This is a genomic window from Ruminococcus flavefaciens (genome assembly GCF_900143025.1).
Taxonomy (GTDB): domain Bacteria; phylum Bacillota; class Clostridia; order Oscillospirales; family Ruminococcaceae; genus Ruminococcus; species Ruminococcus flavefaciens_I.
This window is the reverse complement of record NZ_FRCT01000004.1, coordinates 53,907-68,170: the sequence shown is the minus strand read 5'-3', so window position 1 is coordinate 68,170 and position 14,264 is coordinate 53,907. Positions and strand designations below refer to the sequence as shown.

The 14,264-nt window shown below is 38.2% G+C and carries 11 protein-coding genes; 6 read left to right on the top strand and 5 right to left on the bottom strand.

Translation table 11 applies throughout. The features are described from left to right. Positions 1-75 precede the first annotated feature (75 nt). The gene (locus BUB28_RS05495; RefSeq protein ID WP_175547802.1) at positions 76-1,947 is read right to left on the bottom strand and encodes a leucine-rich repeat protein; all 1,872 of its coding nucleotides are present in this window, start codon (positions 1,945-1,947) and stop codon (positions 76-78) included. A 511-nt stretch (positions 1,948-2,458) separates the two neighbouring features. Between BUB28_RS05495 and BUB28_RS17225 the strand changes: the two genes are divergently transcribed. The 4 genes from BUB28_RS17225 to BUB28_RS05475 all read left to right on the top strand — a co-directional run bounded on the left by BUB28_RS17225 (position 2,459) and on the right by BUB28_RS05475 (position 6,718). After that, positions 2,459-3,712 (top strand): polysaccharide deacetylase family protein, encoded by a 1,254-nt coding sequence (locus tag BUB28_RS17225; RefSeq protein WP_072949632.1) that lies wholly within the window; start codon positions 2,459-2,461, stop codon positions 3,710-3,712. Between the two features lie 202 nt (positions 3,713-3,914). Next, the gene (locus BUB28_RS05485) at positions 3,915-5,054 is read left to right on the top strand and encodes a hypothetical protein (RefSeq protein WP_207647079.1); all 1,140 of its coding nucleotides are present in this window, start codon (positions 3,915-3,917) and stop codon (positions 5,052-5,054) included. Between the two features lie 137 nt (positions 5,055-5,191). Continuing rightward, positions 5,192-6,103, top strand: a complete 912-nt coding sequence (locus tag BUB28_RS05480) for a hypothetical protein (RefSeq protein ID WP_072949629.1) — start codon at positions 5,192-5,194, stop codon at positions 6,101-6,103. Between the two features lie 27 nt (positions 6,104-6,130). Next, complete coding sequence (locus BUB28_RS05475; RefSeq protein WP_072949627.1) at positions 6,131-6,718, top strand: hypothetical protein; 588 nt, start codon at positions 6,131-6,133, stop codon at positions 6,716-6,718. A 107-nt stretch (positions 6,719-6,825) separates the two neighbouring features. Here the strand turns inward: BUB28_RS05475 and BUB28_RS05470 are convergent, their stop codons facing one another. Both BUB28_RS05470 and BUB28_RS05465 read right to left on the bottom strand, forming a co-directional pair. Next, positions 6,826-7,290 carry a hypothetical protein gene (locus BUB28_RS05470; protein WP_072949625.1) on the bottom strand — a complete coding sequence of 155 codons (465 nt, stop codon included), beginning with the start codon at positions 7,288-7,290 and terminating at the stop codon, positions 6,826-6,828. 24 nt (positions 7,291-7,314) lie between these two features. After that, positions 7,315-7,884, bottom strand: a complete 570-nt coding sequence (locus BUB28_RS05465) for a carbonic anhydrase (protein WP_072949623.1) — start codon at positions 7,882-7,884, stop codon at positions 7,315-7,317. A 151-nt stretch (positions 7,885-8,035) separates the two neighbouring features. Here BUB28_RS05465 and BUB28_RS05460 point away from each other — a divergent pair, with 151 nt between their 5' ends. Both BUB28_RS05460 and BUB28_RS05455 read left to right on the top strand, forming a co-directional pair. Next, positions 8,036-9,358 (top strand): MATE family Na+-driven efflux transporter, encoded by a 1,323-nt coding sequence (locus tag BUB28_RS05460; RefSeq protein WP_072949621.1) that lies wholly within the window; start codon positions 8,036-8,038, stop codon positions 9,356-9,358. 35 nt (positions 9,359-9,393) lie between these two features. After that, positions 9,394-10,548: a glycosyltransferase gene (locus BUB28_RS05455; RefSeq protein WP_072949619.1), complete on the top strand. Its 1,155-nt coding sequence runs from the start codon at positions 9,394-9,396 to the stop codon at positions 10,546-10,548. 107 nt (positions 10,549-10,655) lie between these two features. Here BUB28_RS05455 and BUB28_RS05450 read toward each other — a convergent pair whose 3' ends face one another. Together BUB28_RS05450 and BUB28_RS05445 are read right to left on the bottom strand one after the other, a co-directional pair. Then, positions 10,656-12,809: a S8 family peptidase gene (locus tag BUB28_RS05450; RefSeq protein ID WP_207647078.1), complete on the bottom strand. Its 2,154-nt coding sequence runs from the start codon at positions 12,807-12,809 to the stop codon at positions 10,656-10,658. A gap of 60 nt (positions 12,810-12,869) precedes the next feature. Further along, complete coding sequence (locus BUB28_RS05445; RefSeq protein WP_072949616.1) at positions 12,870-14,063, bottom strand: hypothetical protein; 1,194 nt, start codon at positions 14,061-14,063, stop codon at positions 12,870-12,872. Positions 14,064-14,264 lie beyond the last annotated feature (201 nt).

Sequence of the window (14,264 nt, the reverse complement as noted above, 5' to 3'; positions counted from 1 at the left end):
ATCCTCCTAAAAAAATAATATATTTTGCTGCTTCTTCTTTATAAAGAAAACAGCTTTTAGATTTGGTAATAAAAATCAAACGACTTTCAGTATAACAACGTTAGAATTGATACTCTGACCGTTTTTGTTTTTGACAATACAACGGAATTTTCTGTTATTCATGTCTGTTGCAGCTGTTAAGCACAGCGTAGCGGAAGTTGACACATTAGACGGGCTCACATTTGTCCACTTACCTGTGTTTGTGTTGTAATACTGCCATTGATATTTCAGATCATCGCCAAATAAAGTGACTTTGAATGTTGCTTTAGTTCCTGAGTGTACGCTCTGATCTGACGGTCCTGATTCGTTGATATAAGTCCAATAATCTTTATGGGCTGCGTGTAAATAGGCGAGCACTTCACTCATTCTATTGTTGATCTGCTCCGTATTACTGCCTGTTCCGAATGCAAACTGTAACATTCCCTGATATGCGTTCAGGTCATTCAGGAAATCATACTGAATATTTACGCCGTCAAGATCAAAGTCATAGTCCAGTATACCATCATTGTTGTTATCAAGATAGGACTCATTACATTCTTTGATCTGACCTGATATATCATTCTGATATATATTGAGCAGCGGATGTTCGTTTAATGAAAGCTGTTTTATTTCGGTGCCTGAGCGAAGTGTACTTTTTAGAAAGCTTGAATATCTGATACCTGAGTTTCCGTAATCATCAGACAGCACATCGGTATGATAATACTTGTTACCTATCTTAACAAGATTCCAGGCTCGACTACCGTTATGGATACAATATGATTCAACACCTGCTGTAGCGAGAAGCATGGTATATGCTCTTGAATAGCCTGCGCATACGGATTCGCCTACACCCTGACCTCGCGTGTTTATTGCATAACTAAGAAATACTGAAGATGCGATCTGATTTTCAGCATCACTGTTTGATTCTCCGTCTTTACCGTCTTCAAGTTCGCAGTGACGGATTATCCAGTCGTGAAGCTGACGGGCTTTCAATGCGTCACACATCCAATCATCTGTTTCCGTTTCAACTATATAATCACAAAGCTCTGTGCAGTAATCATTTACAAATCCTACATTCATACTTCTGCAAAAATGATTGCGAATAGCGGGTTCAATAGCAGGATTGATGACAGGATATTGAATACCGTTACTGTCAGTTTGATACTGCAAAGCCTGAACGCCATTTACTTTATAAAGTGAAGGACAATTATAAAAAGCACTGTACCCGTTACGTCTGTATGTGCTTGAATCATCTGAAAGCTGTATTTCAGCCAGTGCCGGACATTCACCAAATGAACACCAGTCAAGTTCTGTCGGACCGAGTACTGTCAGAGATGTTAAAGAAGAACAGCCATAAAATGCTGCCTGATCTACTTTTGTAACGCCTTCGGGAATCGTAACATTTTCCAGAGAAGTACAATTGTAGAATGCTCCGATACCAATATAAGATACGTCCGACGAAAATGAGACATCTGTTAATCCTGTGCAGCCATAGAACGAATAATTATCAATCTTTGCTGCTCCTTTTATCTCTGCGTGCGTCATTGACTTGCATAAGGCGAATGCATCTGTACCGATCTCTTTAACACTGGAAGGAACAGATAATTCCTGTAAGAAAAGGTCCGCACAGAATGCCTCATCTTTAATAGCTTTGACCGTATTTGGGATAGATACAGAAGAGATCATCTTGTTATAGAACGCTTTTTCACCTATAACTGTAACGGTATAACCGTTGAGTTTGTCAGGTATCTTTACTGTTGAAGACGCGCCATCATATCCGATGATAGTTGCTTCATTTGTTTCAGTATCATAGGTGTACTCAAATCCGTTTGATTTTTCTGCCTTTGCAATAGTGCATGGAGAGAAAATCGCAAGACAAGTTCCGAGTAGTGTAACTGAAAACATTGTTATGAGTTTGCTGTGTTTCATTTTTACCTCCATAATACATTATTTTTTATTCCGAACAGTTTCTGTGCGCATCAGAAACTGCTGAAGTACATAAATAAACTGTTTTGCAGTATTAGCTTTAATTCTATGCAGGTTTCCTTTTGTTTTTGATTTTCTATTATTATATAATAATATTGCGATGAAAGGCAACATAATATCATTAAGTTGCAATATTTCAATGGTAAGTTGTATTATTTAGACGGTAAGTTGCATTCGTCTAAGCTTCATGGTTTATTCCGTATAGGGAAGCTATTTGCTTACATCCTACATTTCCGTTTAGAATATGCTCATATGATGCGCCGAAGCGGTCTTTTATTCGGTCAGCCATTATCGTATAATCAGTACCTGATACAGAGACATTTCAATGATATATAGCTGGAAAAGAGTATGTCAACAAAAAGAATTCGTATTCCGGTTCTTGTATTCTTATTTACGGTGTGCTATAATAATGGAAAGTGAACGATAATGAGTCGTGATTTATGAGGTGACAAATATGAGAAAAATCATCATTAAGATAGGAGCGGTGATATCATCTGCCGTATTGCTGATATCATGTGTTCCGAATATTATGGTAAATGCAGAAGCGGAACCGAAATTGCTTGCACTGGCATTTGATGACGGACCTAATACTACAACCACTAATGAAGTGCTCGATGTTCTGGATAAGTATAATGCGAAAGCGACTTTCTTTCTCATAGGAATGAATATCAATAACGAAAGTGCCAAGTCTGTCAAGCGTGCTTATGATATGGGAATGGAGATTGCCAATCATTCAAAAACGCATAACAGCATGATGAATATGACACCTGATGAGATAAAGGCGGAGATCGCATATGTAGATGAAAAGGTCGAGGCGATAACAGGGGAGAAGACCAAATGCTTCCGTCCTCCGTTTATCGGTGTCAGCCAGACTATGTATGATAATATTGATATACCGTTCATTTATGGTGCTGATACACAGGACTATATGGGACAGGTCGATGCAAATGAAAGAGCGGAGAATATCCTGAAATACGCCAAAGACGGTACTATTTACCTTATGCATGATTCCACAGGCAACGATCAGACGGTCGAAGCGTTGAAGATAGCACTGCCTAAACTTGTGGAGCAGGGCTATGAATTTGTAACGATATCCGAGCTGTTTGAAAGGCAGGGAGAAGCTCCGAAAAAGAATATCCTGTATTCAAGCGTTACGAAATATCCTTGCAAAGGATATTCGCTGTATCAGGAGATAAATTCCGGAAATGATAAGATATCGCTGGATATGAGCACATTGAAAAAACTGGGGGATACATATGCGGTAGAACTGAATTATGTAAGCTCTACGGGAAATCCGCCTGTTATCGCTCTTCAGCGCTGGACATCAGAACCTTCGCTCTGGCACGCTGTACAGCCGTCATATTTTAACGGCGATAAAGCGGTATTTCTTGCGTCGGATATTCAGTCAGCCTTTGATGAACTGGGAATAGGCTACAGTGACATTGACGGTATTTCCATCTCAGCTTATGGCGGAGATCTAACTGCCTCAGATATAAAGCTGCTTGTGAATTCGGGAAGTAAAGAGAGCGTTAAGGGCGATGTTAATGCTGACGGTGAATTCAATGTCTCAGACCTTGTTCTGTTGCAGAAATGGTTGCTTGCTGTTCCCAATACAAAGCTTGCTGACTGGCAGGCAGGTGACCTGTGTACAGACGGCAGGATAGATATATTCGATATGGTCATGATGAGACAGCTTTTGCTGTCTTAAACGAAGCATCAAAATCAGTCATAATGATATGTTTTATGCATAGCCGGCTCAATGAGCCGGCTATTTCATAGTAAAGGTGAGTGACAAACAGAAATATATGTGGTATAATAGTTTATAACAAAAAGGTGAGCTTTGATAAATTATAATAAGTAAGGTGATACTATGGGAATGTTTTTTTCAAATATACACATTAAAATGAAAAATGACAGAAGATTTTAGTATTAATGATGTGAAAAATTTTATGAACGCAAATATGACCGATAAAGGTTATATCTGTACTGATGACAATAATGAAGCTGAGATAACTGTAGCTCTGTACTATTCCGAGGATAGCAAATGGATAACAATTATTTCAGATACTTTTATGTTCGATGAACCAAATGATGCAAAGAAGATAGCTGTGCCTTTTTCAGATAAATTCCATACATACGTAATTGCAGCTTCCTGTATAGATAGCGATTATCTTATGATGAATCTTATCAATACGTCTGATGGAACTGACGGATTTATTAATGTCGGCGATAACTACGGAATGCCATATCAGAGGAATACAGAGTCTTTGCCATGGGCAAAGGTCATTACAGATTATGAAGCCTTTTTAGCATTGATCAATGATAACCACGTTTTTGCAGAAGAAGTTTTTTTCAGTGCAGCAGAGATGCTTGATATGAACACAGAGCAGTGCTGCCTTAGTACGAAAATGCTTGAAATGGTCGATGTTCAAAAACTCGTTATATTAAAATATAAAATGGATTCCGCTTCTGATAACAGGCCGCCCAAATTTGAAATACCAAGATTTAATTTGATGCCTTGTAAGATCGGAAGAAGCCATTGCGTTTCTGTTAATAATAAAGGCGGAAGTTCAAAGGGAATTGCTGTACAATTTCAGGGTGATTACATCGAAAATGATGAACTTACATTTGAAGATGTGGTATTTGAATATAGGCAGAATGGTGAGAGGATTACTGTTCCGATAAAGCTGAATAAGTACTATCCTCCCGAAGGTAAGCCTGTTCTTTGGTGGTATGATAAAGATTTTATTATTCCTCCTGCTGTAAATCCTGACATACCACAATTGAAGAAAATGGATCTTGAATTTGAAAAAGAATTCGGTATACGTTTTACTCCTTGCGGTAACTCAAGAAAAACACTTGATGTAAAGGTTTTTATCTATCCTCTTGATAATCCGAAAGGAAGTGCCTGTTGGTACGTTTATAAAGGCCATAAAACTAAACGAAATTATATAGATAGTCATAATGAGAATTGGAATAGAAGTCACCTGTCAGAAGCACATCGTGCTGAAGTAATGCTCAGTCCTGATGATTTTGATTTGGATGATTAGTTATATAGTTTAGATGATTAGATAATATTTGTCCACATCATAAAGCGGTATAAACTCATAACAGGAGAAAAGTAGAATGGATACAGTTGAGATCAAGGAGACTATATCTAAAATTAAAGAAAATGGTGTGATCACATATGGAAAACACTGCAAAAAATAAAGCTTATTTTCATCTTCCGGGGCTGTTTGAGTTCTATGAACTGTACAGTGCGTTTCTGCCGCTGTACCGTGAGCAACGGGAATTTTTCTACGACTGGTGCGAAATAGCATCTGTCTATGGTGCTCCAGCAGACTGTATCTGGGGGGGCGGACGTGCAGGATTCGGCAAATGTAAAGCTGAAGATGTACTCGCACTTATGAATGAATACGGTATTTCTTCAAGGCTTACTTTCAGCAATTCGCTTTTAAAACCTGAACATCTCACCGACAGGAAATGCAATGCTCTGTGTGAGCTTTTCGCAGGAAGCAAAGGTGTACAGAATGGTGTGATAATCCACTCTGATCTTCTGCTTGAACATATTAAGAATAATTATCCCGACCTTTACTTCGTTTCCTCGACTACGAAGGTACAGACTGATTTCAATGAGTTTTTAAAGGAAACGGAGCGGAGTGATTTTAAATATGTTATTCCTGATTTCAGACTGAATAAGATGTACGATAAACTTGATACACTCTCGCAGGTCCAGAAAGATAAGGTCGAGTTTCTGTGCAATGAATGCTGCTCGTTTTACTGTAAAGACAGAAAAGCTTGCTATGAAAATGTAAGCCGGAAAAATCTGGGAGAAAACTGTCCCGAGCATATCTGTACCGCACCTGATGCCAAGGACGGATACCGTTTTTCAAAAGCAATGAAAAATCCTGGATTTATCAGTACAGATGACATCATCAGCGCCTATCTGCCCCTCGGATTTTCCAATTTCAAAATAGAAGGCAGAGGATTGGGAAGTGCTGTCAATCTCGAATTTCTGCTTTATTATCTCACAAAGCCGCACTACCAGCTTACAGTTCGTGAAGAGATATATCTCGACAGTATGCTGGATCTGTTCTGAATATTTGGCATGATATAGGAGGAAAAAATGAAAAACAAACTGTTACCTTTTCTTTTGCTGCTGTTCTGCTCAGTCAATGCATTAAGTGGATGCAGTGGTGATAAAACATCGAAAAATGATGTTTCTGCAAGCGACAGTATCCATGTACAGCAAAATACTACCGACACTAATAAAGTTGAAAACGAAAAATCTGATATCACAAATATAAGTATTTGTGAAAATACGCTTGTTTTCCCTTTTAAATTCGGCGAGCTCGGCAACGATTATAAGCTTGAAAATGGTGTTTATATTCATGATGACGATTATACGATCTATGATATGTATAACAGTAAAGACTACATTTGTACTATAGCTATCGAAGGAGATAAAACTGATAATAATTCAGAGAAGAAAGTAGTTTTAGTTGATGCCAAATCGCCCGAAAATGATTATATCAAGATCAATGGCTTAGATTACAAAACGTCAATTGAAGATTTTACATCAAGCTTTGGCGAAACGAGTATACAGACGGAATCTTACCTCGAATATAAAAAAGATAATATTATTTTAAGTCTTTTATTTGATGATACAAAAAGTGAATTATCAGATATTATGTTAATCGAAGAAAGAAAATAAGAATGAGGTCAATTTATCCGGTCGATAAATAGAAAAAAAAGCTCCCTGTGTTTATTACACAGGGAGCAGTTTTGTATATGGTCAGGAATTATCAAAAGGAGATATGCTTATAGGTTGCCTTCTATACAGAACCAGTCACTTTGTTCCATGAAATACGTTAAGTACTTGATCACTGCGTTATAGAATTCTTTTTCTTCTTCCGCAGAAGTTTCGATACATTCAGCCAGATTATCTATAAGCTTTTTCCAGTCATCTTTTCCAAAGAAATTTATAGATGTCAGATCGAAGCATTCCTGAACGCCAAAGCCATTGGGATCAGGATCCGTTACAGGAAACAGCGGACGGATAGATGACAGGATAAGCTTTTCATAGTCCGTTTTATAGATATATATGCTGTCATAGAAGTTCCAGTCTTCCCATTGCATGGTACTGTCTGTTTGGGAATAAATACGAACAGGCTTGAATTCTATTTCAATTTTTTCATTGTCATCGGAATATAAGCGAATATCTGTAACCTTGTGCTTTATATCGCTATCATTTGAACTGAATGTCCATTCTTTAAATCTCAACATATTTTTTCTCCCGGAGCTGCTGTATCACAGGAACTCTACTTCGCCGCTTTCAAGGTGGTAGATAGCTCCGAGCACTTTAAGTCCGTATTCCTCTTCGTCCTTCTGAATCTGAAGGCTGTGCTCGATAATATCGCAGCTGTGCTTTACATTAAGACAGCAGGCTTTCACTTCGTCTTTTTCGTCACCGATTGCTTTTACTATCTCGTCCGTGATGTACTTGATATATCCGTCTGGCTCGTGGTTCATGGCAGCGTCAACCGCTCCGCAGTGATCGTGTCCGAGCACAACGATAAGTCCCGTGCCGAGATGTTCAGCCGCATATTCTATACTTCCCAGCTGGTGGGAGTCGATGACATTGCCTGCAACTCTGATAACAAAAAGGTCGCCTATCCCTGCTGAGAATATCAGCTCCGGAACCACCCTTGAATCAGAGCAGGTAATTATAATTGCATAGGGCTGCTGACCGCTCTGACTAAACCTGAGAAGCGTATCGGGAGAAACATCGCTTGATAGCTCGTTAGACTTGATATATTTCTGATTGCCGATAGTGAGACGTTTCTTCGCCTCTTCTGCTGTTATTCTGTATTCTTTCATCGTATTCACCTTTATTTCTTTCCTGAGCTTGCGAGTTTTTTCGGTATCTTCATTTCATCTATTATAACACCAATGTCTGGTCTTGTAAATAGCTAAGACCTATGCTATAATAAAGAAAATTTGTGCACGGTTTGTGTGTGGGAGATTTAGTATGGAAAAAATTAAGAGTTCATTGAAGAATATAAACGGAAGAATGTTTATCGCTTTGCTCATAATGGGACTATGTCCGACGCTGTATACTACGCTGAGAACCTTTTTCCTCGGGCAGCTGCCGGGAGAATGGCCTTATTCCATAGCAGGACAGCTTTCATGGGTAAATCTGCTGTACGAGGTCATAAATGAAGCTATAATCCTGCCGCTTTACTTTTTTATGGGACAGGCTGTTTCAGATAAAGAGGAGTATTCCAACAGGATACGAAGCGGCTTGATCATATCGCTCGGAATATATACGGTCTGCTCTGTACTTGTGCTGATATTCGTTGAACCGCTTCTTAAATTTATGGCAGTATCACAGGATATACTTACGGAGTCTGCAAGCTATATCAGGATAGAGTGCATAGCGAATATATTCGGTATACTCTATAGCTTTATCTGTGTCGCATTGATAACTATAGGCAAAGACAAGCTTGTCTTTGCTATTACGGCTGCGAAGCTTATCCTGAGTATCATACTTGATACATTACTGGTTTCGTCGCTTCCTGTATCGCTGAAGTGCGGAGTAAACGGTATTGGTATATCCAATATCATTTCCAACCTGCTCCTGTTCATTATTGCGGCAGTCCTTATAAGCAAATGCGGTTATCCTGTATTCAAGAAAACAAAGCTGTCGTTTGCTTGGATGAAGGATTTCTTTAAGATAGGCAGCATATCTGGACTGGAATCATTCGTCAGAAATATCGCATATATGCTTATGGTATCGCGTATGGTGAACATGGTGGGGGAGCAGGGCACCTACTGGGTAGCCAATAACTTTATCTGGGGCTGGATGCTGCTGCCTATAACTCAGCTTGGCGAGCTTATAAAGCAGGAGACTGCTAAAGATAAGAATGCTGTCAGAAATAATACTTACGGATACTTTGCTATCACTGCAATGACTTGCTTGCTCTGGGTAGTAACTATCCCACTGTACAAGCCGTTCATGCAGTATGTCCTCAATTACAGCGACGTAGACAAGCTGTTTAAGCTTGTAATGTTGCTGTTCGGGTTCTACGTTTTATATGCGTTTCAGAATGTGTTCGATGCAACGTTCTACGGCAGAGGCAAAACAAAGTATATGCTGTTTGAGTCTGTAGTTACAAACAGCATTTATTACGGGACATTCTTTGTTCTGTATCTCTGCGGGGCATGGAAGCCTACCCTCATCGGTATAGCGCTGATGTTCGGCTGCGGAAATGCATTTGACACAGTTGTATCTTATCTTGCATACCGTTACTTCCTCAAAAAAGAGAATATCAGTATTGGTTTTAAAGAATAATCATTAATGAAAAAACAATAAGGAAGAGCAAATTTATGAGACTACTTATAGTACCTATGGCAGCAATGGCTGAAACATCAGGACCATTCTCTCGTTGCAGACTGCTTGCTGAAAGTGCAGCTGCGGCAGGGATAGACGTTGTGACCTGTATAGCAGAAGATGTCAACTATTCCGAAATATGCGGTATAAAGAACTATTTCCTTGACGTTCCTGCTCCGCTTGGAATGCCAAAGATCATAGCTTCAAATGTGTTTCATGTTGCGCAGAAGCTGGGGATAACTTCAAGAAAAACGGTAAAGAGCTTTGATGAAGTTCTACGATTGACAGGAAATTCGGTTTATAGATATCTTGTGAAAAGCGTTGCAAGCGTTCGCAGAGCTATAAGGAGTTTCAAACCTGATATTGTTTATTCGGAATTCAGTATACCCGCTATGATTGCAGCAAAACTTGAAAAGAAGAAGCTGTTTACAACTGTCAGTTATCCAACGCAGCCTGAATATGCAAATTCTCCTAAGCTTGCAAAGGGCGTGAACAGGTATCTGAAAGAGAAAAAACTTCCGCAGGTAAAGTGTGTGTTGGAGCTATTTGACTGGGCTGATGAGTGCTTTTGTCCGAGTATCCATGAGCTTGAACCTATTGAAAAAGAAAACGTAACTTTCTGCGGTGCGCTGAAAAATATCAATACATCTGAACGGCTCAGAGACAAGATAGTCGTATATATGGGAAACGGAACAGTTTCAGCAGGGTTGACAGAAAGGGAGTTAAGCAAAGCTTTCAGCGATTCGGAGTATGAAGTGTATATAGCTTCAAAGTACCTGAAAGCGAAGAATACAGGCAATATTCATATAGCTCCGCGCTGGAACTTCAATGAGCTTCTTGACGAGGCGGTATTGTTTATAAACCACGGTGGTCAGAACAGTGTAGTTGATGGTCTGCTTCACGGAGTTCCGCAGATGATAGTTCCGGGTAAAGTCTTTGAACGAAGATACAATGCGGTTTCTGTTGTGAAAAACAAAGCAGGTATCATCATTCCGCACAGGCAGTTCAGAACTGATATCATTCGCAGTAAGGCTGATAAAGTCATAGGTTCAGAAAATGTGCGGAGAAATGCGTCTGAACTCGGCAAGAAGCTAAGTTCACAAGGCGGTATCGATATTATAATAAAACATATTTTGAAGTATAATTTATAACGATTTGGCAGCTAAAAAACAGTCTCCTGTGTTTTTTATCACAGGAGACTGTTTTACAGCCTTTTTAAGAGGCTCATTATATTTTATTGCTGAAAATAGGTGTACTCTTAAGGAGTATAATTATCACCGCGATTGAAAGTTAGGTCAACATATTTTATCACATCTAAAAGGTGCAAATCCTTTGACATTCCATTTGTGAATGCATTAATCAATAAATTTCTGATATAAAAAGTGTGGTCAGTCAGATTATATTCGCATTCACAAGCTGTTGCAAAATCCAGATATCCATATGCAGCATTTCTTTGGAGATTTTGTAAAGCCTTGCCAACACCTCTTTTAGAACAGTCATATCGTGATTTAAGATAATTTTTGTTATCTGCTTTTCCAACTTTTCCTGTTCCACCGTCATGATTGATTTTTTTGCCGTCTATGGTATATGCAGAATGAGCGAATGTATCCGCCATAATATGCATAGAAAGACCATAAATGAAACATCTTCTGTATCTTGAGGCCTGTTTTCGTCCGGATTCCGTATTTAAGTCGTATGTTAAATGACATTCTTCCTCGATTATACTTTTATAACTCCTATTACAAAAAGTCTCTGACTTTCTTCCAAAACAATTTTTTATTGCCAGATAATCATCATTATCTAAACCTGGGATTGGATTGTTGTTATCTGAATAACAATCGATATTTCCAGCACCCTTGCCTATTCGCTGGACAAGCTGGTAACATCCTATATAATTACAACCGTTTGCAAAATATCCATGCCATTGGGGATGATCTGATGCTTTATTTAATACAATATCAGGATATATAGCACCTTCTTTAATAACCTTAAGCTCATCATCACTTATGCCCAAATTTGCCACTACACTACCGACAATTTTTTGATGCTCTTTTTTAGACCAACGGCCTTCGACATAATTCTCATCATCATCAATTTCTTCATATGTAGTTGCAATCTGCTCATTTTGTGGGATAGCCAGATCATTTACTTTTGATAGTTCATTATCAAAATTCTCCGTAAAAGTATCATAGATGCTTAAAGCATAATCCGCATCTAAAAGTCCGCAATCGTCGGTATTATCAATATTTTTAGCACTATATTCAATAAGCTGGCGGATAAACTCATTTGATTTTGACTTATCTTTTTCCCAGAGAAGTGAAGCAACACCAACAACGTGTGGAACGGCTATGCTTGTTCCGTGAGTAACACTTGTGCCGCAAAAGAAACTTCCTACTTTGATCTTTTCGCCTGGAGCTGCTATTTCAAGTTCTTCTCCGGTATTGCTGAAATCACTCATCTGAGCATTTGTATTAACAGCACCTACTGCCATTACTTCATCAAAAGCCGCAGGATATTCTACTTCACCTGCATTATTTCCGGCAGCTCCGATCATCAGGATACCTGCATTATAAGCATCCTTAACAGCCTGCTCAAGGGCAGGTGAAAACCTGTTTGTACCAAAGCTCATGTTAATAATATCGATATCATTATCGATACACCAATATATTCCTTCTATAATACGGCTTACGGGTGCATTATTATTTTTATCCAGTACTTTCACCGAGTATATTTCCGCATCCGGATTGATTCCAAGAATACCGTCCTCTCCGCTGCCTGCAATTATACTTGCAATTGCGGTACCATGTCCGGTAAGATCCTCAAACATGGTCGTTATCTGATCTTCTTCAGGAACCAAGCAAACGGAATCTTCTACATAAATATTGCTGATACGATCCACACCGGAATCAATGATTGCAACTTTGACTTTATCCGGCGATTTTACCTGCTCACTAAGATCTTCTGCATTTATCAGCTGAATATTCCATTCATGATCATTGTGTTCCTGATTTTCATGAAAAGCGTGCGGCCTTCTGTTCTTTGGATTATAATAATTTGTGTTAAGAGGATACAGGCTATTTGCGGAAACAATGAAATCTTCTTCAAGGATAGTGACATTTTTATCATTAGATAATGCTTCAGCTTGCTCACTGTCAAGATTTACCACATACATTTCCTGATCCGAATCAATAGTTTCGGGAGTAAGCTGTACTGAGTCAACATCTTCGGACAGTTCGTCATTTGTAACGATTATGTATTGATCATCAATAGTTTCGCTGTCATGGACAGATGTATCGTATAGAGTCGTCATGTCATAGTTTTCAATATTATCCGAATTTGCTCCTGCATTATATGGGGTAATATTGTTTAAAATTGAAGCGATTAAAATTGAACTGATAATAGTTTTTTTCATGCGATTGTTCATAAAGTATTATATCCTTTCTGCTACAATAAATTTGATATAGCTGAGTTATTAATTATTTGCGGTAATGTTTGTGAATGCAAATAATTTTGTTTTTGTGCAGCCTTCATTAGCAAGATAACATCTTCCCAAAACAAGAACCTTGTTATTGTCAAGAGTTAAAACATTCTGAATTTCAGTATTATTAGGTGTTAGATTAATGTAATTGATAATATTTTCATAGTTTCCTTCTGTATCATAAGAGAAAAGACCTATATCGGAGCTTAAATACAGAAGATCGTTTCCGTGCCCGATGGTTCCTGCAACTAAACTAGAAGATCTTGATTCGCATCCAAAATCCACACATTTTATATCATATGATTCAGTTGATTTTGAACTCTCCTTATCATAAAAATAAATTTTATCAGCAGGTTCAGTAGCATCATAGTCTGTACCAATCATACAAAATCTGCCGTCTGAGGTTGCTTTTCTCACAGTTGGACCATAATATGAGATATAGTTTTCTATTTCTCTCTTAATGGTACCTTTTGGAGTTATAATATAATAAACCGCATTTTTCTCACCGTTATATGCTCTTATTCCGGTAATTACGATATTTCCGTTCCAGTAATCATCACATATAAGCCAGTTTATAGGTCTTTTTCTGTTATAGTCAATGTCAATCGTTTTTTTCGATATAACTTCACCGCTTGTGTTGATTTCAAAAAGCTTATAGTTAACATTTTTTGCATGATTAAATAGGAAATCTATATGATCTTGTGCGAAATTTTCTTCCTCATCATGCCCCGGATCTTTTCCGGAGCTATATTCGGGCTCAATAACGGCAATGAAGATCTTACCATCTCGTGTACCCATTGCAGAAGAATATGCTGTTTCATTCACGTTCAAATTTGGAGTGATCTCAGTCACACTTTTATTTGTGTCATCAGCAATATACAATTTCTGATATTTGAGAGCTCCGTATGCCTCACCGCCCGCTGAACATTCTTCAGAGATAACAAGGAAACGATTGTTATTCAGCGGTGAAATACCTGTAATATCTTTTATTCCGCTTAAATAATCTAACTCGTAACATTCGTATTCACCTCTTGGAAGCTCATCAAGTTCAATGGGGGCAACTGTCGAAACATCGATAATACTATCTGCCGTTAACTCATTTTTTTCTGTTTTTTCGCATGAAACAATGAAGCATGACATAATACTCATTGTTGCGATTAGCGCAGTAACTTTCTGATAATTCTTCATAGTACATCTCCTTATAAATTGAATACAAAGATTAATGCGTATATAATATTTTACTCTATGATCACTACTTTTGTCAAATACAAAATATCTCTTATGCTGTATTATAAAAATTCAATTTTCAGTTTCTTTCCCAGCTCAAAAGATAGGAATCTTTAAAAGAATACGAAAACAGCCCATTCCATGTGATAGCCTCTTTCGTGG

Bases quoted from the DNA above. Each gene is read 5' to 3' on its own strand.
- BUB28_RS05445 (WP_072949616.1), bottom strand. From the start codon at position 14,063: ATGAAGAATTATCAGAAAGTTACTGCGCTAATCGCAACAATGAGTATT.
- BUB28_RS05485 (WP_207647079.1), top strand. From the start codon at position 3,915: ATGACAGAAGATTTTAGTATTAATGATGTGAAAAATTTTATGAACGCA.
- BUB28_RS17225 (WP_072949632.1), top strand. From the start codon at position 2,459: ATGAGAAAAATCATCATTAAGATAGGAGCGGTGATATCATCTGCCGTA.
- BUB28_RS05465 (WP_072949623.1), bottom strand. From the start codon at position 7,884: ATGAAAGAATACAGAATAACAGCAGAAGAGGCGAAGAAACGTCTCACT.
- BUB28_RS05470 (WP_072949625.1), bottom strand. From the start codon at position 7,290: ATGTTGAGATTTAAAGAATGGACATTCAGTTCAAATGATAGCGATATA.
- BUB28_RS05495 (WP_175547802.1), bottom strand. From the start codon at position 1,947: ATGAAACACAGCAAACTCATAACAATGTTTTCAGTTACACTACTCGGA.
- BUB28_RS05480 (WP_072949629.1), top strand. From the start codon at position 5,192: ATGGAAAACACTGCAAAAAATAAAGCTTATTTTCATCTTCCGGGGCTG.
- BUB28_RS05460 (WP_072949621.1), top strand. From the start codon at position 8,036: ATGGAAAAAATTAAGAGTTCATTGAAGAATATAAACGGAAGAATGTTT.
- BUB28_RS05475 (WP_072949627.1), top strand. From the start codon at position 6,131: ATGAAAAACAAACTGTTACCTTTTCTTTTGCTGCTGTTCTGCTCAGTC.
- BUB28_RS05450 (WP_207647078.1), bottom strand. From the start codon at position 12,809: ATGAAAAAAACTATTATCAGTTCAATTTTAATCGCTTCAATTTTAAAC.
- BUB28_RS05455 (WP_072949619.1), top strand. From the start codon at position 9,394: ATGAGACTACTTATAGTACCTATGGCAGCAATGGCTGAAACATCAGGA.